Origin of the sequence: Variovorax guangxiensis (assembly GCF_003952165.1) — a bacterium.
GTDB lineage: Bacteria > Pseudomonadota > Gammaproteobacteria > Burkholderiales > Burkholderiaceae_C > Variovorax > Variovorax guangxiensis.
The window spans coordinates 321,928-340,351 of record NZ_RXFT01000005.1 but is presented as its reverse complement, the minus strand read 5'-3'; the positions used below and the strand labels follow the sequence as shown (position 1 = coordinate 340,351).

The following is an 18,424-nucleotide window of genomic DNA, read 5'->3' as shown; positions in this document are numbered from 1 at the left end:
ATGAATCGTCGCGGCTTTCCTAGCCGATTGCCGGGTCGATTCGCAAACCTAGGGTATGCACGGATACGCCGTGCGGTGCGCTTCAGCGCGCGGCGGGTGCTTCACGGCGGCGCCGGTCGGCCTTGGGCAGGTCGGCTGCGGCAGCCACCATCGCCTCGCCGCGCGCATGCAGGCGCTGCAGCATGTCGTCGAGCAGCGCCACTTCGTCGGTCTTCAGCGCACCCAGCAGCTCGGTGTTGATCGCGCAGACCAGCGGATAAAGCTCCGCATGCAGCTTCGTGCCTCGCGCGGTCAGGCGCAGGAGCACATGGCGGCGGTCGCCCGCGGGCTGCTCGCGCGAGACCAGTTCCTTCTCGACCAGCGAGCTCACGGCGCGCGACGTACGTGCCCGGTCGAGCTGCGCGTGCTCCGCCAGTTGCGACGAGCCCAGCGCGCCGTGCCCCGCGAGCGTGGCGATGAGCCGCCATTCGCGCCGCGTGATGCCGAAGCGCCCCTCGCACAGCCGGATGACCATGCTGCCCGCGACCGACAGCAGCCGGCTGGTGCGGTAGAGCAGCAGGTCGTCGAGCGTGCGGGGCTGCGCTTGCATCGGCATAGGGTTTGCCCGGGCAATGATTGATTAGATGAACCAATTGTCGGCGCTCTACAGTGGCCGCGACCCATCGCGCTGCGCAGACAGCAAGCAACGGAGACAAGACAGATGACGACAGACCCGCAGTTCCTGCATCTTCACAGGCGCCGCCGCGTGCTGGCTACGCTCGGCGGCATGGCCCTCGCGCCGCTGGCGACGGCCGTGCGGGCGCAGCCGGCAATCGCGCCGGGAACCCCCATCCGCGTGCTCATCGGCGTGCCCGCCGGCGGCACGCAGGACGTGCTCACCCGCGCCATCGCGCAGGAAGTGCGCGAGTCGCTCGGCCCGCTCATCGTGGACAACCGTTCCGGCGCCGCCGGGCGCATCGCGGTCGACGTGGTGAAGACCGCCGCACCCGACGGCCACACGCTGCTGCTGGGCACCGCGAGCATGATGACCATGTTCCCGAGCGCCTACAGGAACCTGACCTACGACCCGGTCAAGGATTTCCAGCCGATCATCAACGCGGCCCGCTTCGAGCTCGCGCTGGTGGTGCACAAGGACGTGCCGGCCAACACGGTCGCCGAATTCATCGCCTGGGCCAAAAAGCAGCCCGGCGGCGTGAGCTTCGCGTCGTACGGCGCGGGCACGCCCTCGCACTTTCTCGGCGAGATGCTCAACCGATCGGCGGGGCTGTCGATGGTGCACGTGCCCTATCGCGGCTCCACGCCGGCGCGCCAGGACGTGATGGGCGGCATCGTTCCCGCCTACTTCGACACCGTCGGCGGCGCGCTGCAGCTGCTGCCCACCGGCCGCGTGAAGGTCATCGCCACCAGCGGCGAGAAGCGCTCGCCGCTGATGCCCAGCCTGCCCACTTTCGTGGAGAGCGGCCTGAAGGACGTGGTGGCGACCGCCTGGTTCGCGTACTACGCGCCGCAGAAGACGCCGAAGCCGGTGCTCGACCAGCTGCGCGCCGAGTTCACGCGCGCGGTGAATTCCCGCGAGGTGCGCCAGCAGCTGCTGCAGAACGGCATGTACCCGGTCGGCGACGGCCCCGAGGCGCTGCTGAAGACCATGCGCGAGGACACCGCGAGATGGGCGGCGATCATGAAGGCGGTGAACTTCCAGGCCAACGACTGAAGAAGCAGCATCGCCCGGCCACCTAAACTCGAAGGATGGCCAAGGACAAATCACTTTTCGTCTGCAGCGAATGCGGCGGCACCAGCCCGAAGTGGCTGGGCAAATGCCCCAGCTGCGGCGCATGGAACACGCTCGTCGAGCAGGTCGCGGGCGCCGGCAGCGGGCCCGCCAACAACCGCTTCGGCACCCAGTTCGCGTCGCTCGCGGGCGCATCGGAGCTCGCGACGCTCTCCGAGATCGAGGCGACCGACGTCGCGCGCACGCCCACCGGCATCGACGAGCTCGACCGCGTGCTGGGCGGCGGCATCGTCTCCGGCGGCGTCACGTTGATCGGCGGCGACCCGGGCATCGGCAAGTCGACGCTGCTGCTGCAGGCGGTCGACGCGCTGCAGCACGCCGGGCAGAACGCGCTCTACGTCACCGGCGAGGAAAGCGGCTCGCAGGTGGCGCTGCGCTCCAGGCGGCTGGGCCTGGACCACTCGCAGGTGCAGGTGCTGGCGGAGATCCAGCTCGAGAAGATCATCGCCACGCTCGACGCCACGCGCCCGGCCATCGCGGTGATCGACTCGATCCAGACCGTCTACTCCGACCAGCTCACCTCGGCCCCGGGCTCGGTGGCGCAGGTGCGCGAATGCGCGGCGCACCTCACGCGCTTCGCCAAGACCAGCGGCACGGCCGTAGTGCTGGTGGGCCACGTCACGAAGGAGGGCGCGCTCGCCGGTCCGCGCGTGCTGGAGCACATGGTCGACACGGTGCTGTACTTCGAGGGCGACACGCATTCGAGCTTCCGCCTCGTGCGCGCCATCAAGAACCGCTTCGGCGCGGTCAACGAGATCGGCGTGTTCGCCATGACCGAGCGCGGCCTGAAGGGCGTGACCAATCCGAGCGCGATCTTCCTGAGCCAGCATGCCGAGCCCGTGCCCGGCAGCGTGGTGCTCGTCACGCTCGAAGGCACGCGGCCGATGCTGGTGGAAATCCAGGCGCTGGTCGACAACGGCGGGCCGAGCCCGCGCCGCCTCTCGGTGGGCCTGGACCGAGACCGCCTCGCGATGCTGCTGGCGGTGCTGCACCGCCACGCCGGCGTGGCCTGCATGGACCAGGACGTGTTCGTGAACGCGGTGGGCGGCGTGCGCATCAGCGAGCCCGCGGCCGACCTGGCCGTGATGCTGGCCATCACCTCCAGCCTGCGCGGCAAGCCCATGCCCAAGGGCTTCATCGCCTTCGGCGAAGTGGGCCTGGCCGGGGAGGTGCGCCCCGCGCCGCGCGGGCAGGAGCGCCTGCGCGAGGCCGCCAAGCTGGGCTTCAGCGTGGCGGTGGTGCCGAAGGCGAACGCGCCCAAGAAGGGCGCGAAGGAAATCGAAGGGCTGACGATCCACGCGGTGGACCGTATCGAGGAGGCGATGGACGTCGTCCGCCGCCTCGACTGAAACCGGGAAAAAATGACCCGGCGCGCACGCTGTCGCGCCGGGCCTACCCTCCCTATCCCCCGATGTGCATCGTGAACGCCGGTCCGCTGTCGAGCACGCATTGGCCGCTGCCCAGCGTGGCCGAGTTCATCGAATACTGGCAACTCAGGTTGCCGCCGCGGCTGCCCGTGGCGTTCGCCACGCCGTTGGCACGCGAGCCGGCGACCCGGGTTGCCTCTCCCTGAAACTGTTCGCCGCCGATCTGCGCGTTGAAGTGGCCGCGGCCGTTCATGTCGTTGGTCACCGTGCCGGAGACGACGCCGTAGCGCGAGGCCTCGGCATTCGACGGGTACAGCCGCGCGTTGAAGGTCTGTGCGACCGGGCCCGGCGCGACGGCGTAAGCCTGCGAAGGCGGCGCCGAGGGAGCGGGTTGCCCGAGCGGCACGACGTAGCAGCCGCTGAGCGCGGCGGCCGTGAGCGTGGCGGCGAGGGTGAGACGAACGAATGTGACGGAGCGCGGAATGGTCATACGCTTTTCGGTGGCCCGGGCGGATGCCCGTGCGGCGAAATGTGCCTGCCGATGCGCCGGTACGGATCGCTTTTGGCGCCGAGTACCGTTTTTCGCCCCTTGCGGTAGTCGGGGTGGCTACTTCGGAGGGCGCGCACGGGCGGCGACAATGCACGCCATGAATTTCAAGAACTTTCTGCTGCCCGTGGGCGCCATCGTCGTCATGGCGCTGGCCTGGCGCGCTGGCGGGTGGGGCGGTGTCGCCCTGGCCGGTGGCGCGATCGTGATGTTCCTGCTGCTGCACTTCAACCGCGCCATGCAGGTGCTCAAGCGCGCGGCCGAGCGGCCGGTGGGCTATGTGGCCAGCGCGGTGATGCTCAACGCCAAGCTCAAGCCGGGCGTGACGCTGATGCATGTGATCGCGATGACGCGCGCCCTCGGCGAACTGCGCTCGCCCAAGGACGAGCAGCCCGAGCACTACCGCTGGACCGATGGCGGCGGCTCGTACGTCGATGCCGTGTTCAACGGCGGCAAGCTGCAGAGCTGGACCCTCACCCGCCCCGAAACGCCGGCTGACGACGAGGCCAACAACACGGCAGCCTAGGTCGTGCTCCCCTTGCGCCGGGGCTGTCGCCACGGCGGATTGGCCTTCGCCTGGTGGCGCGCCTCCTTCGCGAATTCGGCGCATGCGTGCGTCATCAGGTCGGCCGAGCGGTAGACCAGGAACACGTCGAAGTCCGGCAGCTCGTCGGTGATCGGCAATTTCTCCAGCAGATGGGGCTGCAGCCGCAGCGGCCCCGCCCCGTGGAACACGAAATCCGACCACATGCTGATCAGGTCGGTCTGCGTGGCCAGCTGCAGGCCCAGCAGGTTCGAGGCGCTCTGCACCATGCGCCTGGGCATCTCCAGCCCGTGCATGTTCATCATGCTCACCAGCGGGCTGCCCGCGTCGTCGATGGGGTCGAGCACGAGCCAGTCGGCGTCCACCAGCGGCTGCAGCCTGCGCACACGCCTAAGCGGATGGCCGGTGCGCACCGACAGGTGCATGGCCACCGAGAAGAGAGGCTCCCACTGGAATGCGTTGGTTCCCGGCCCGTTGCAGGTGGAGACCATCCCCAGGTCGAGCCGGCCTTCGCGCAGGCCCTCGAAGATCTGCTGCGGCCGCAGCTCGAAGCCGCGCAGCGCCACGTTGGGAAAGCGCCTGCGGAACGAGGCCATCGCATCGGGCAGCGGGCCGCTGGAGGCCACGGCGGTGAAGCCGATGTTGAGCTGCGCCTCGTCGTGCCCGCGTATCGCCTCGATGTCTTCCAGCGCGTGCCGCAGCTCCTGCTCGACCACGCTCGCGCGCTTGACCAGCGCCGTGCCGTAGGCCGTGAGGCTCACGCCGCGCGTGGAGCGCGACATCAGCGTCACGCCGAGTTCGCGCTCCAGCTCCGAGATGGTCTTCGACAGCGCGGGCTGGGTGGTGTGCAGGCTGCGCGAGGCCTCGTGGATGCTGCCGTGCTGCGCCACGGCCAGCAGTACGCGCAACTGTTGCAGCTTCATCGTGGTGCGCCGCTCCCGGAAAGAGGCCTCTTGGGGGTTGTCCCGATGGCTTCCGGCGCCTGTTTATGACGGGGATGCCGTTTGGTTATCAGCATGAAAATTTGTGATTCTTCGCCGCAGCGCTTTGCCTGAATACTCCGCCGCGAACGGGCCCGCAGTCGATGCACGCCCTCTCGCAACCTGTACGTGGAGTGACATTAGATGAGCGAAGCCGCATTGCCCGCAAGCCCGATCGGGGCCTCTTCACCAACTGCCGTGGTGCAGCACGGCAAGGGAAAGAAGCAGAGCCAGTTCCGCCTGATCGCAGCCTGTTCGCTGGGCAATGCGCTGGAGATGTACGACTTCACCGTCTACAGCTTCTTCGCGCTGCTGATCGGCAAGCTGTTCTTTCCCTCCGACAGCCCCTACGGCTCGCTGCTGCTGGCGGTAGCCACCTTCGGCATCGGCTTCGTGATGCGTCCGCTGGGCGGTGTGATCATCGGCAACTACGCCGACCGCAAGGGCCGCAAGGCGGCGATGACGCTGACCATCGGGCTCATGGTGCTGGGCACGCTGTGCATCGCCTTCGCGCCCACCTATGCGTCGGCTGGCGTCTTCGGCTCGCTGATGATCGTGCTGGGCCGGCTGCTGCAGGGTTTCTCGCTCGGCGGCGAGGTGGGGGCCGCCACGTCGATGCTGATGGAGGCGGGCGGCGTGAAGGGCCGGGGCTTTCGCGTGAGCTGGCAGCTTGCGAGCCAGGGCGTTTCGGCACTGCTGGGCGCGCTCACCGGCGCCGCGCTGTATGCCGCGTTGCCGCAAGCCTCGCTGGAGAGCTGGGGCTGGCGCCTGCCGTTCCTGCTCGGGCTGCTGATCGCGCCGGTGGGGCTCTACATCCGCGCGCACCTGGAAGAGACGCACGTCGCCGAGAGCCATGAGTCCAGCCCCATCGGCCGGCTGCTGCGCGAGCACGGCGGACTGGTGCTCAAGGGCATCCTGGCCACCACCGCCGGCACGGCCACGATGTACCTCGTGGTGTTCTTCATGCCCACCTACATGATCCGCGTGCTGCACATGCCGCCGTCGCTGTCGCTGCTGTCGGGCTGCGTCACGGGCATCACGCTGTTCGTGGTGTCGCTCGTCGCGGGGCGGCTCGCGGACCGCTTGCCGAACCGCAAGCCGCTGGTGATCGGCTCGCTGCTCTTCAGCGTGATCGCGGTGTACCCGGTGTTCTGGCTCATCGGCCAGTACCCGAGCGTGCCGCTGGTGCTGGCGCTGTCTGCGTTGCTCACCGCGAGTGTGAACATCGGCACCACGCCCATGTTCCTGATGCTGCTGGAGATGCTGCCAGCCGGCGTGCGCGCCAGCGGCATCTCGGTGATCTACAGCGTGGGCGTGACGGTGTTCGGCGGCTCCTCGCAGTTCATCGTGACCTGGCTGCTCGCGAAGACCGGCAACCCGATGTCGCCTGCTTTCTACATGATGGTCTGCGGCGTGCTGAGCCTCGGCGCGCTGCTGAGCCTGCGCGAACGCAAGGCGGCCTGAACGCCATCCGCAGACGACGAAAGGAAAAGATTTCTCAGATGACCCGCCAACTCAGCCCCCAGACCACCAAGCTCCTGTCGCGCCTGCTGCCGCAGGCCGACGTCGACACCCAGGCCTTCGTCGACATCCGCAGGCAGATCCACGCCAACCCCGAGCTCGGCTTCGAGGTGAACGCTACCAGCGAGCTGGTAGCGAACCTGCTGCGCAGCTGGGGCTACGAGGTGCACACCGGCATCGGCCGCACCGGCATCGTGGCGCAGCTCAGGCTCGGCAGCGGCACGCGCCGCCTGGGCATCCGCGCCGACATGGACGCGCTACCCATCACCGAGGCCACCGGCCTGCCGTACGCGAGCCGCAACGCCGGGCGCATGCACGCCTGCGGGCACGACGGTCACACGGCCATCCTGCTGGCGGCCGCCAAGGCGCTGGCGAAGGCGCGCGACTTCGACGGCACGCTGAACCTGATCTTCCAGCCCGACGAAGAAAACCTCTGCGGCGCGCGCGCCATGATCGAGGACGGCCTGTTCGAGCGCTTCCCCTGCGATGCGGTGTACGCGCTGCACAACGCGCCGGGCGTGCCGGTGGGCACGATGATGGCGATCGAAGGCCCGGTCACGCTGTCGTCCGACGTGGCCGACGTCACCATCAAGGGCGTGGGCGGGCACGGCGCCATGCCGCACCGCGCGCGCGATCCGGTCGCGGCAGCCGCGGCGGTGGTGACGGCCCTGCAGACGGTGGTGGCGCGCAACGTGGCGCCCGACGACACGGCGGTGGTGTCGGTGGGCTTCATCCGCGGCGGCGCCACGCACAACGTGATCCCGCAGTCGGTGTCGCTGGGCCTGAACGTGCGCGCGGCGCGACCCGAGACGCGTGCGCTGGTCGAGCAGCGCATCCGCGAGATCGTGAGCCTCACCGCGCAGGCGCACGGCGTGGAAGCCGAGATCGACTACCGCCAGCTCGTGCCCCCGGTGGTCAACACCGCCGCCGAGACCGAGCTTGCGGCGAAAGTGTGCGCCGAGCTGGTGGGCGAGGAGAACGTCGTCAGGCAGGCGCCCAAGGGTTTCTCGGGCAGCGAGGACTTCGCCTGGATGCTCTCCGAACTGCCGGGCTGCTACCTGCTGCTGGGCAACGGCGAGGGCGAATTCGGCGGCTGCATGGTCCACAACCCCGGCTACGACTTCAACGACGAAGTGCTGCCGCTTGGGGCCGCCTGCTGGGTGCGGCTGGCGCAGACCTATCTGGTGGCCTGATCGCAAGCTGCTGGAATGCGGGAGTGGGCAGCCGGACGCAGAGGACGCAAAGGTCGCGAAAGGAAAACCAGAAATTTTTTCCTTGGTTTCTTTTGCGACCTTTGCGTAGTTTTTGTATTTCCTCTGCGTTCGGTTGTCCGTGTTCCTGACGGCCTCAGAACGGCGCGTCTTCCGTTTCGGCCCCTGCCGTAGCCTCGGATTGGGCGGCGGCAGGCTTGGCCGCTTCGTCCTGCGGCGCGGCGGTGAAGGCTGCCTCGCCGCCCAGCGCGTCGAGCAGCGCGGGCACCAGCTGGCCCAGCTCGCCGGTGGCGATGGCCACGTCGGCGTCGAAGTTGTCTTCCTTCTTGCCGCCCGCCGCGCCATCGCCCGTGCCTTCGAGGAAGGCGATCTTGCGGATCAGCAGGCCGTGCGTGAGCTCGAAGGACACGCGGTCGTCCCAGGTCAGCGCGAGGCGGGTGGGGCGCTTGCCGTCAGTGATGTGCTGCTTGACCTCGTCGATGTCCAGCGGATGCTTGGCGTAGCGCACCACGGCCTTGGAGTCGTCGCTGGCCTTGAGCTCGCACTCGCGGTCGATGGTGAAGCCGGCCGGCGGCTCCTGCGTGAGCAGCCAGTTGGCCATGGCGGCGGCGGGCTCGACCTGGGTGTTGATGAGCGCCACCGCGAAGCCGTCGAGCGACTTCACGAGGCTGGTGACCACTTCGTCGGCGCGCGAGGCGTTGCCGGTGTTGATCACCAGGCGGTTCTCGGCCTTGTCGATCCACACCGTCACGCGCGCGCTGCGGGTGAAGGCCATCGGCAGCAGCTCGAGGGTGATGTCTTCCTTGAGCTCCTTCTTTTCCTTCTTGCCGGGCTTGCGGCCGGTGGTGGCCTCGATGTGGGCGCAGCGCTCGTCGACCTTGCGGCGAACCACCGAGCCGGGCACCTGCTTGCTTTCGATCATGTATTCGACCAGCCACTGGCCGTCGATGGACTCCACCAGCGGGCCGTTGGCCTCGCCGCGCGGCTCGATCCAGCCGGCGGACTTTTCCTGCGAGGGGCCGCAGGGCTCGAAGCGCTGCCTGCCCAGCCCTTCCTCCGCCTCGGCCAGTGTCTGGGACCAGGCGGGTTCGATGCGATAGACGATGACGTTCTTGAATACGGACACGGAAACCCTTTTTCCAACGGTTTGGACAGCCGGCCATTGTCGGGCAGGCCGTTCGGCCCGGCGCCGTAAAATCGCAAGCTTTTGCGACTTCCCTTCCTGTCGCACCCCCACACCGATCCCAAAGGAATCAGGAAATGAGCTCGATCCCCCCCTCGCTGGACGACCGTGACGGCAAGATCTGGATGGACGGCGAACTCGTGGACTGGCGCGACGCCAAGATCCACGTGCTGAGCCACACGCTGCACTACGGCTGCGGCGCCTTCGAGGGCGTGCGCGCCTACAAGACGGCCGACGGCAGCACCGCGATCTTCCGCCTGGCGGAGCACACCGAGCGCCTGTTCAACAGCGCCAAGATCCTGCGCATGAAGATCCCCTTCACCCAGGAGCAGCTCAACGAGGCCCAGAAGCAGGTGGTGCGCGAGAACAAGCTCGAGAGCTGCTACCTGCGCCCCCTCATCTGGATCGGCTCCGAGAAGCTGGGCGTGAGCCCCAAGGGCAACAAGGTGCACGCCATGGTCGCGGCCTGGTCCTGGGGCGCCTACCTGGGCGAAGAGGGCATGAAGCGCGGCATCCGCGTGAAGACTTCGAGCTACACCCGCCACCACGTCAACATCACGATGACGCAGGCCAAGACGGTGAGCAACTACACCAACTCGATCCTGGCCAACATGGAAGCGCTGGACGACGGCTACGACGAGGCACTGCTGCTCGACGCGAGCGGCTTCGTGTCCGAAGGCGCGGGCGAGAACATCTTCGTGGTCAAGGGCGGCGTGGTCTACACGCCCGACCTCTCGGCCGGCGCGCTCAACGGCATCACCCGCAACACCATCCTGCACGTGTGCAAGGACCTGGGCCTGGAACTGGTGCAAAAGCGCATCACGCGCGACGAGGTCTACGTCGCCGACGAAGCCTTCTTCACCGGCACGGCCGCCGAAGTCACGCCGATCCGCGAGCTCGACCGCATCGAGATCGGCAACCGCGGCGATGGCGGCGCGCGCGGCCCGATCACCGAGAAGATCCAGGCGGCCTTCTTCGACATCGTGAACGGCAAGAATCCCAAGTACGCCCACTGGCTCACGAAAGTCTGAGCAGAAGAAGAGAACGAGAGAACGACCCCATGTCCACCAATGCAGTAGTCGAACTCCTGGCCAAGGAGCTCAATCATCAGGGCGGCGTGTTCTGCCCCAGCCCCAAGGCCGACATGAAGCTCTGGAACAGCCACCCGAAGGTGTACCTCGACGTGGCGCGCACCGGCGAGGCCAAGTGCCCGTATTGCGGCACGGTGTACCGGCTGAAGGCCGGCGAGGCGGTGTCGGCGCGGCACTGAGCCACGGCTGAACCACCCGGCCCCGGCCGCCAGGTGCCTCTTCAGGCAGCCGGGCGGGCGGGGTCTTTTTCCAGGCTCTCCAGGCCTTTCAGGCGCGAGGACAGCAGTCCGCGCCACGGATTCGGGTCGTTCTTCTCCTGCGCGAGACGCAGGTAGACCATCGCGATGAACAGCAGCGCCAGGCCGATCTGCGCGTCGCGCATGGCCGAGTTCACGCTCGAGGCGATCAGCGCGATCAGCGTCGCGGCCAGTGCGTAGCGGCCGGCGATGTCGGGCCGCTTCCATGCCTGCCAGACGGCGGCGACCATGATGAAGAGCAGGCTCAGCAGCGCGGGCAGGCCGCCCTGGGCGCCGACCCAGAGGAAGTCGTTGTGGGGCATGTTCGAGTCGGCCAGCAGCGCCGGGCCGCGCTTGTGCCACTGGTCGGTCCAGCCGCCGATGCCCCAGCCGGTGAACGGGCGGTCGGCGATCATGAGGCCGGTGTCGCGGTACATGTAGTAGCGGATGGCCCAGCTGCCCTTGAAGACCGCGCCGGCCTGCGCCTCCTCGAGTTCCTGCACGCCCACTTCCACCTTGTGCTGCAGCTGCGGCAGCTGGTAGAGCCCGGCGCCCATCACCACGGCACCCAGCACCAGTGCGCCCACCAGCATCTTCAGGTGGCTGCGCCACTGGTGGATGCACACCACCGGGACAACCAGCAGCAGCGCGAGCACCGAGGTGCGCGAGGTCAGCGGCAGCGCCACCACCAGGCCCAGCCCGAGCATCAGCACGAAGGCGGGAACGGCGCGCAGCGGCTTGTGGGCGGCGATCTGCGCGATGCCCCACACGGCGGCGGTGGAAGCCACCACGCTGAACAGCAGCGCGTTGCTGATCGACTTGTTGCCCACTTCCATCACCACCGCACGCAGCGGAGACCAGATGTTGAAGCCGCCGACCGCGTAGAAGACGATGACCAGCACGATGTTGAGCGCCGCCACCAGAAGGAAGCCGCGCAGCGCCCAGATGGCCTCCTCGCGCGTGAGCGCCATCGCCATGAGCATCGTGAGGCCGATGCGGATGCCGTGGAAGAGGTTGGAGCCGGTCTCGGGGTAGTGCTGCCCGATGGCCAGCACGATGAAGGTCCAGGCGAAGTAGGCCATCACCGGCCACCACAGCGGGTTGGCGCGCAGCCGCGCATAGCGCTCGCCCAGGCCGCCGGCCACCAGCATGGCGAGCAGCAGCACGATGGCCGAAAGATAGGTGACGCCGACCGGCATGAACACCACCAGCCCCCAGAACATGGCCGCGGGCCGAACGATGTGCGATCTCTGCATAGGGGCGGGATTTTAGGTTGGCGCTCCCAGGCCAACCTGACCACGACCCCGCGCGGGCGGGGGTGGTGGACAGTGCGCGTTCAGTGGCTGCGTGCGGCGGCCGGCAGGCGGATCACGAAGCTCGCGCCGCCGCCGGGGCGGTCCTCGCAGCGCACGGTGCCGCCGTGCCGCTCGGCGATCGACTTCACCAGCGCCAGCCCCAGGCCCACGCCGCCGTTGCGCTCGCTGGCGCCGGGCAGGCGGTAGAAGGGCTCGAAGATGCGCTCGCGCAGGGCGGGCGGCACGCCCGGGCCCCGGTCGTTCACACGCACGGTGGCGTAGCCGTTGGCGCTGCCCAGCTCCACCGCGATCTCGCCGGCGCCGTAGCGGCGCGCGTTCTCCAGCAGGTTGCGGATGGCGCGGCGCAGCAGGCGCGACACGCCCGGCACGGTGAGAGTGGCGTTGTCGGTGCCGTCGGCCAGGTCGAGCTCGGCGTTCACCTGCGAGCATTCCTCGGCCGCCAGGCCGGTCAGGTCGACCGGCTCGATGGTGCCCATGTCGGCCTCGCTGGCGTCGAGCCGGCTTGCCAGCAGGATCTCGTCAATGAGCTGGTCGAGCTCGCCGATGTTGCGCGAGATTTCCTCGCGCGCCGACTGGCTCGGGTGCTCGCCCATCAGCTCCAGGCCCATGCGGATGCGGGTGAGCGGCGAACGCAGCTCGTGCGAGGCGTTGGCCAGCAGCGACTTGTGCGAACGCACCAGCTGTTCGATGCGTTCGGCCGACGCGTTGAATCGTTTGGATAGATCAGCCACTTCGTCCTGCCCTTCTTCTGTCACGCGCACCGAGAGATCGCCCTCGCCCCACCGCTGCACGCCGCGCTGCAGCGATTCCAGCCGCTGCGTGATGCGCCGCACGATCGGGTACACACCCAGCGCCACCGCCACGCCCACCAGCGCGATCATCCAGCCCAGCCCGAAGGGCGTGCGCCACGGCGCGAAACCGCCGGTGCCGGTGGGCCGCTCGCGCGGCGCCACGCGCAGCGTGATGGCCTTGCCGTCGCTGAGCGTCACGTCGAACTCCAGGCCCTGGCCCGGCACGCGCAGCGCGGTGCCCGCGCCTATCGGCTTGTCCTGTGCGTCCAGCACCACCACGTTGCGCGGCACCGGCGCCAGCCGTTCGCGCTCGGCCTCGGCGGCCTCGCGCACGATCCAGTTGGCCATCAGCGTGAGGATGACGACCCCGCCCACCACCGCGAGCCAGATGCGGACGTACAGGTGGCGCGAATAGAGACTGCGCAGCATCGGCGGTCAGCCTAGTCTTGCTGCTTGGCGAAGACGTACCCGACGCCGCGCACCGTGAGGATTCGCTTCGGGTTCTTCGCGTCGACCTCGATGGCGGCGCGAATGCGGCCCATGTGCACGTCGATGGAGCGGTCGAATGCCTCCAGCTCGCGGCCGCGCACGGCTTCCATGATCTGGTCGCGCGTGAGCACGCGGCCCGCGCGCTCGGCCATCGCCGTCAGCAGGTCGAACTGGTAGGAGGTGAGGTCGGCCACCGCGCCGCCCACCGACACGGTGCGCGCGTTGCGGTCGATCTCCAGCGTGCCGAAGCGCATCACCGACGAGGCCTCGGCCTCGGTGGCGCTCTCGGCGCGGCGGCGCAGCACGGCGCGGATGCGCGCGAGCAGCTCGCGCGGCTCGAAGGGCTTGGGCAGGTAGTCGTCGGCGCCGATCTCCAGGCCGATGATGCGGTCCATCGGGTCGCCCTTTGCGGTGAGCATCAGCACCGACACCTTCGACAGCGGACCGGGCAGCGCGCGGATGCGGCGGCAGACTTCGAGGCCATCGGTGTCGGGCAGCATCAGGTCGAGGATCACCAGGTCGGGCGCGTGCTGCTGCAGCTGCTCGAGCCCGGCGGCGCCGTCGCCGGCATGGTTGAACGCGAAGCCCGACTGCGTCAGGTACTCGCCCACCATCTGCGCCAGGCGGGCGTCGTCTTCGATCATCAGGAGTTGGGGGGTGCTCATGCGCTTCATGGTCGTCCACCGGGAGCAAGAGGGCTTGAACGCTCCGTAAAGTTGGGTAAACCTCGGCAACCCCTGTCAACCGGCCATGCTGCGAAAAGCATAGCGCCGGTTGCAGTGGCCGTGGGCTCAGCCCCGTGCGAACGGCCGCAACTGCAGCCGCAGCGACAGGGTGGCGGAAAGCGGCAGGTCGACCGGCGAGCCCACGCCGCCGACATTGCCGTCATCCAGATGTGCCAGCGCTTCGAAGAGGCCCAGCGACTGGGCCATGGGGTTGATCTCGGCCAGCGACTTCGCGGCTTCGGAGCGCGGCGGCGTGGCTGCCACAGCCTTGCCGTCTTCGCTGACGAGCGACCAGTCGAGCGCCGCCACGGTGCGCTCGCCGGGTTCGCTTGCGATCACCAGCGCCACCGCAAGCAGGCCGCGGCTGTCGGTGACGGAAGTCAGCGCGCCCAGGGTGGGGGTGTCGTAGCCCACCAGCAGCACGGGCTCCTGGTCGCAGGCGGACTGCACGGCCGCCTCCAGCAGGCCCGAGGCGAAGCTGTGCTCGTAGGCCGAGACCGCGTTGCTTGCCGCCATGCAGCCGGTGCCGATGGTCCAGTAGCCCACGGCCGCGTTGTGCACCGAGTTGTGGAACTTGGTGGGCGACAGCCCTTTCGGATCGCTCGCGAGCGTGCTGCACATGTAGTCGTTGATCGACAGGTCGCCGTGCGCCGACGTGAACACGCAGGGCACGTCGGCCGCGTTGCGGCCCGAGCCGGCAAGGGCGGCGGCCGCCACTTCGAGCGCCAGCGCCACGGTGTCGGGCGCGCGGCGGCGCTCGGCCGGGGCCAGCACCTGCGGCGACGGGCGCTTCGCGGGCGGATCGGCCAGCGCGCCTTCGCCGCGGAAGGCGGCACGGGCGGCGTCCCAGCCAGGCAGCGTGGGAGTCCAGAAGGCGGGGCCTTCGATGTAGAGGGTGGGGGGCTTGGAAGCGGCCTGGTTCATGTCGTTCATGCCGCCTTGCCGAAAACGAGGGAGCAGTTGTTGCCGCCGAAGCCGAAGGAGTTGCTCAGCGCATAGCGCACTTCGCCGTGCGCGGGCTCCAGCCGGATCTGCGGGCCGAAGCCCTCGTCCAGCGTGTGCGTGTTGACCGTGCCCGGCATCAGGCCGCGCTCGATCGCCAGCAGGCTGATGACCGCCTCGACGATGCCCGCCGCACCCAGCGTGTGGCCCATGAAGCCCTTGGTCGAGCTGGCGTGCGTGCGTGCCGGGAAGCGGCGCGCCACCAGCGCACCCTCGACCTCGTCGTTCTTCTGGCTCGCGGTGCCGTGCATGTTGATGTAGTCGATCGCCTCGGGTTCGAGGCCGGCGCGCGCCAGCGCCTCGTCGAGCGCGCGCTCGGCGCCCAGGCCCTCGGGGTGGGGCGTCGACATGTGATGCGCGTCGCTCGCTTCGCCGTAGCCCAGCAAATGCAGCGGCGCGGCATCGGCGCCGGTCTGCACGCGCTCGACCAGCGCGAAACCCGCGGCCTCGCCCAGGCTGATGCCCTTGCGCGCGGCGTCGAAGGGCCGGCACGGCTCGCTCGATACAAGTTCGAGCGAGTTGAAGCCGAACAGCACGCTGCCGCACAGCGTGTCGGCCCCGCCGACCACGGCCGCGTCGGCCAGGCCCAGGCGAATGAGCCGCTCGGCCGAGGCGAACACCTTGGCGCTGGACGAGCAGGCGGTGGAAATCGTTTCGCTGGGTCCGCTGATGCCCAGCAGCTGCTGCGCGAACATGGCAAGCGAATGCGGTGTGTGCACCTCGGGGCGGCGCTGTCCGGGCGGGAACATGCCCTGCGCGTCGAGCTGCGTGTACGCCAGCTCGGTCTCGCCGATGCTCGCGGTGGAGGTGCCCAGCACCAGCGCGATGCGCGATGCGCCGTATTTCTCGCGCGCCGCGGCCACGGCATCGATGAAGCCGTCGGCCTGCAGGCCCATCCAGGCCAGCCGGTTGTTGCGGCAGTCCCACTGCGCGAGCGATTCGGGGAGCCGGACCTCCTCGACGCCTTCGACGCGGCCGATCCAGGTGGGCAGCGGCGCGTCGCCGAAATCGTTGGCGCGCAGCCCGCTGCGCGACTGCGCGAGCGCGTCGGCCAGCGCTTCCTTGCCGACACCGACGGCGCTGGTGGCCGTGTAGGCACTTATCTGAAGAGGAGAAATTCGGGACGGCACGATCTTGTAGGTGTTGGGCTGTCGGTCAGGCGGACGATGGACGCCGGCAGGAAGCGAGGCGCGCGGCGGGGAAAGAAAATTGAAAGAAACGAATGTATACCGGCACAGCCTACCAGTTGCGCGGCCCGCGCACCGTCGGCCGTTTCCTATAAGGCCCAGGCCCTATTGACGGCCCTGTGGGCTTGTGGTCGCCGTCAGCCGCGAGGCCAGCGCCACCAGCAACAGCACCGGCGCGCCCAGCAGGGCGGTGCCGACGAAGAAGCTGCTGTAGCCGTAGGCGTCGACGAAGGCACCCGAGTAGCCGGCCAGGAACTTCGGCAGCAGCAGCATCAGCGAGCTGAAAAGGGCGTACTGCGTGGCCGAGTAGCTGATGTTGGTGAGGCTCGACAGGTAGGCGATGAACGCCGCCGAGGCGATGCCGCCGGCCAGGTTGTCGGCCGAGACCACCGCGATCAGCGCAGTCAGGTCGTGCCCGCGCGTGGCCAGCCAGGCGAAGAGCAGGTTGCTGGCGGCGCTGAGCACGGCGCCGAGCATCAGCACGCGCATCACGCCCAGGCGCATCGACAGCACGCCGCCGACGAAGGCGCCCGCCAGCGTCATGATCACGCCGTAGATCTTGCTGACCGAGGCCACCTGGTCCTTGGTGAAGCCCATGTCCACGTAGAACGGGTTGGCCATGATGCCCATCACCACGTCGCTGATGCGGTAGATGGCGATCAGCGAGAGGATCAGCACCGCCTGCCATTTGTAGCGGCGTATGAAATCGGCGAAGGGCTCGATCAGCACGTTGCGCAGCCATTCGGCGGCGGTCCGGGCCTTGGGCATGGCGCCCGGCACCGGCTCGGGCGAAAGCAGCACCGTGACCACGCCGATGGCCATCGATGCCGCCATGACCAGGTAGGCCGTCTTCCAGGCGCCGTTCTGATAGGCCGCCGCGCCCGTGGCCGCTGCAGCGGGCGCCACCTCGGCCCAGGCCGCGACCCACAGCACGCCGGCGCCGGCCCAGATCATCGCGAGCCGGTAGCCTGTCTGGTAGGCGGCGGCCAGCGCGGCCTGCTTGCGTGCCTCGGCCGATTCGATGCGGAAGGCGTCGAGCGCGATGTCCTGCGTGGCCGAGCCGAAGGCCACCAGCAGCGCGCACCACACCAGCGGTGTGAGCCCGTGGCGCGGATCGTTGACCGCCATGCCCGCCAGCCCGGCGATGACCATGCACTGCGCCAGCAGCAGCCAGCCGCGGCGGCGTCCCAGCAAGGTGGTGAGCGGCGGCAGCGGCAGCCGGTCGACCAGCGGCGCCCAGACCCACTTGAAGCCGTAGGCCAGCCCGACCCAGCTCAGGTAGCCGATGGTGGTGCGGTCGATGCCCGCTTCGCGCAGCCGGAAGCTCAGCGTGCCCAGCACCAGCAGCAGCGGCAGCCCGGCCGAGAAGCCCAGCGCCAGCATGCGCAGGGTGGCGGGCTCCAGGTAGACCTTCAGCGCGTCGCGCCAGGGCGGTGAGGTGGGCGTGGGGGTTTCTGCGGGCGAGGCGGACATGTGCCCTGGATTGTCCATGAGCGACGGCCCGGGTTCCCGGGCTTCTTGTCTTCATTTGTTCCTATCATCCCGCTCCTATGTGCACACGATGCGATCGCCCCTTCACCGACGTTCCCGCCCCCTCCGCAGCTTCCGCGTGGCATCCGCGGCGAGCCTTCCTGCTGGCGGCGGCCGGCGCGGTTCTCGCGAAGCCGGCCCTGGCGCAGGTCGACGTGGGCAAGGCCTCGGTGGCCCGGAACATCGTGCCGGTCGAGCAGATCGAGACGGCCGGCGTGCAGCAGTACGGCCAGCTGCTCGAGCAGGCACGCGCCAAGGGGGCGCTCGCGGGCGAGAGCAATCCGCAGCTGCAGCGCCTGCGGGCCATCGCCAGGCGGCTCATTCCGTTCGCGATGCCGTGGAATTCGCGCGCCCGAGACTGGAAGTGGGAGGTCAACCTGATCGGCAGCAAGCAGATCAACGCCTTCTGCATGCCCGGCGGCAAGATCGCCTTCTTCACCGGCATCCTCGACCAGCTGAAGCTCACCGACGACGAGGTCGCGATGGTGATGGGCCACGAGATGGCCCACGCCCTGCGCGAGCATGCACGCGCCCGCCTGGCCAAGAGCGCGGGCACGGGCGCCGCGCTCTCCATCGGTGCGCAGCTGCTCGGCTGGGGGCAGGTAGGCGACCTGGCCGCGCGCGCCGGCACGCAGCTCATCACCCTCAAGTTCAGCCGCAGCGACGAGACAGAGGCCGATCTCGTGGGGCTCGAACTGGCGGCGCGGGCGGGCTATGACCCGAAGGCGTCGGTCTCGCTGTGGCAGAAGATGGCCACGGCGTCCAGGAATCAGGGCGGCCTGAGCTTCCTCTCGACGCACCCGAGCGGTCCAGACCGCATCTCGAAGCTCGAAGCGAACCTGCCGAAGGTCGAGAAGCTTTACCGCGACGCAAGGAAGAGCTGACTTGCATGACTCCCTCTGCCCCGTGGGGAGA

At 68.9% G+C, this 18,424-nt stretch carries 18 protein-coding genes; 8 read left to right on the top strand and 10 right to left on the bottom strand.

Annotation, left to right across the window (positions count from 1 at the left end; translation table 11 throughout):
- Positions 1–82 precede the first annotated feature (82 nt).
- On the bottom strand, positions 83–595 hold the full coding sequence (locus EJP67_RS14625) for a MarR family winged helix-turn-helix transcriptional regulator (RefSeq protein ID WP_126022432.1): 513 nt from the start codon (positions 593–595) through the stop codon (positions 83–85).
- A gap of 105 nt (positions 596–700) precedes the next feature.
- On the opposite strand from EJP67_RS14625, the gene EJP67_RS14620 reads away from it, so the two are divergent.
- Positions 701–1,711 carry a Bug family tripartite tricarboxylate transporter substrate binding protein gene (locus EJP67_RS14620; protein WP_126022431.1) on the top strand — a complete coding sequence of 337 codons (1,011 nt, stop codon included), beginning with the start codon at positions 701–703 and terminating at the stop codon, positions 1,709–1,711.
- Between the two features lie 35 nt (positions 1,712–1,746).
- Positions 1,747–3,138 carry a DNA repair protein RadA gene (gene radA, locus EJP67_RS14615; RefSeq protein WP_126022430.1) on the top strand — a complete coding sequence of 464 codons (1,392 nt, stop codon included), beginning with the start codon at positions 1,747–1,749 and terminating at the stop codon, positions 3,136–3,138.
- A gap of 52 nt (positions 3,139–3,190) precedes the next feature.
- On the opposite strand, the gene EJP67_RS14610 is transcribed toward radA, so the two are convergent.
- Positions 3,191–3,646 carry a hypothetical protein gene (locus tag EJP67_RS14610; RefSeq protein WP_126022429.1) on the bottom strand — a complete coding sequence of 152 codons (456 nt, stop codon included), beginning with the start codon at positions 3,644–3,646 and terminating at the stop codon, positions 3,191–3,193.
- A gap of 148 nt (positions 3,647–3,794) precedes the next feature.
- Here EJP67_RS14610 and EJP67_RS14605 point away from each other — a divergent pair, with 148 nt between their 5' ends.
- Entirely contained in the window at positions 3,795–4,229 is a 435-nt protein-coding gene (locus EJP67_RS14605) for a glycerate kinase (protein WP_126022428.1), read from the top strand.
- Here EJP67_RS14605 and EJP67_RS14600 read toward each other — a convergent pair.
- Positions 4,226–5,170 carry a LysR family transcriptional regulator gene (locus EJP67_RS14600; RefSeq protein WP_126022427.1) on the bottom strand — a complete coding sequence of 315 codons (945 nt, stop codon included), beginning with the start codon at positions 5,168–5,170 and terminating at the stop codon, positions 4,226–4,228. The two genes, EJP67_RS14605 and EJP67_RS14600, sit on opposite strands and share 4 nt — an antisense overlap.
- 201 nt (positions 5,171–5,371) lie before the next feature.
- On the opposite strand from EJP67_RS14600, the gene EJP67_RS14595 reads away from it, so the two are divergent.
- Both EJP67_RS14595 and EJP67_RS14590 read left to right on the top strand, forming a co-directional pair.
- A complete protein-coding gene (locus tag EJP67_RS14595) occupies positions 5,372–6,691 on the top strand; it encodes an MFS transporter (RefSeq protein ID WP_126022426.1) in 1,320 nt (439 codons plus the stop codon).
- A 38-nt stretch (positions 6,692–6,729) separates the two neighbouring features.
- On the top strand, positions 6,730–7,941 hold the full coding sequence (locus EJP67_RS14590) for a M20 aminoacylase family protein (RefSeq protein WP_126022425.1): 1,212 nt from the start codon (positions 6,730–6,732) through the stop codon (positions 7,939–7,941).
- Between the two features lie 154 nt (positions 7,942–8,095).
- Here EJP67_RS14590 and EJP67_RS14585 read toward each other — a convergent pair whose 3' ends face one another.
- Complete coding sequence (locus EJP67_RS14585; protein ID WP_126022424.1) at positions 8,096–9,085, bottom strand: recombination-associated protein RdgC; 990 nt, start codon at positions 9,083–9,085, stop codon at positions 8,096–8,098.
- Between the two features lie 134 nt (positions 9,086–9,219).
- On the opposite strand from EJP67_RS14585, the gene EJP67_RS14580 reads away from it, so the two are divergent.
- The gene (locus tag EJP67_RS14580; protein ID WP_019658018.1) at positions 9,220–10,173 is read left to right on the top strand and encodes a branched-chain amino acid transaminase; all 954 of its coding nucleotides are present in this window, start codon (positions 9,220–9,222) and stop codon (positions 10,171–10,173) included.
- Positions 10,174–10,202: 29 nt separating this feature from the next.
- The gene (locus EJP67_RS14575; protein ID WP_013538728.1) at positions 10,203–10,412 is read left to right on the top strand and encodes a zinc-finger domain-containing protein; all 210 of its coding nucleotides are present in this window, start codon (positions 10,203–10,205) and stop codon (positions 10,410–10,412) included.
- Positions 10,413–10,453: 41 nt separating this feature from the next.
- On the opposite strand, the gene EJP67_RS14570 is transcribed toward EJP67_RS14575, so the two are convergent.
- From EJP67_RS14570 to EJP67_RS14540, 6 genes are all read right to left on the bottom strand, one after another.
- On the bottom strand, positions 10,454–11,725 hold the full coding sequence (locus EJP67_RS14570) for an O-antigen ligase family protein (RefSeq protein WP_240650658.1): 1,272 nt from the start codon (positions 11,723–11,725) through the stop codon (positions 10,454–10,456).
- Between the two features lie 80 nt (positions 11,726–11,805).
- Positions 11,806–13,005: an ATP-binding protein gene (locus EJP67_RS14565; RefSeq protein ID WP_126022423.1), complete on the bottom strand. Its 1,200-nt coding sequence runs from the start codon at positions 13,003–13,005 to the stop codon at positions 11,806–11,808.
- 11 nt (positions 13,006–13,016) lie between these two features.
- Positions 13,017–13,739 carry a response regulator gene (locus tag EJP67_RS14560; RefSeq protein WP_126022422.1) on the bottom strand — a complete coding sequence of 241 codons (723 nt, stop codon included), beginning with the start codon at positions 13,737–13,739 and terminating at the stop codon, positions 13,017–13,019.
- A gap of 117 nt (positions 13,740–13,856) precedes the next feature.
- Positions 13,857–14,723 (bottom strand): beta-ketoacyl synthase chain length factor, encoded by an 867-nt coding sequence (locus tag EJP67_RS14550; RefSeq protein ID WP_240650657.1) that lies wholly within the window; start codon positions 14,721–14,723, stop codon positions 13,857–13,859.
- Positions 14,720–15,922, bottom strand: a complete 1,203-nt coding sequence (locus tag EJP67_RS14545; RefSeq protein ID WP_206169498.1) for a beta-ketoacyl-[acyl-carrier-protein] synthase family protein — start codon at positions 15,920–15,922, stop codon at positions 14,720–14,722. The genes EJP67_RS14550 and EJP67_RS14545 overlap by 4 nt, the downstream gene beginning before the upstream one ends.
- 162 nt (positions 15,923–16,084) lie before the next feature.
- Positions 16,085–17,470, bottom strand: coding sequence for an AmpG family muropeptide MFS transporter (locus EJP67_RS14540; RefSeq protein ID WP_126022420.1), 1,386 nt, complete (start codon positions 17,468–17,470; stop codon positions 16,085–16,087).
- A gap of 59 nt (positions 17,471–17,529) precedes the next feature.
- Here EJP67_RS14540 and EJP67_RS14535 point away from each other — a divergent pair, with 59 nt between their 5' ends.
- A complete protein-coding gene (locus EJP67_RS14535; protein WP_126022419.1) occupies positions 17,530–18,393 on the top strand; it encodes a M48 family metallopeptidase in 864 nt (287 codons plus the stop codon).
- Positions 18,394–18,424: the final 31 nt, after the last annotated feature.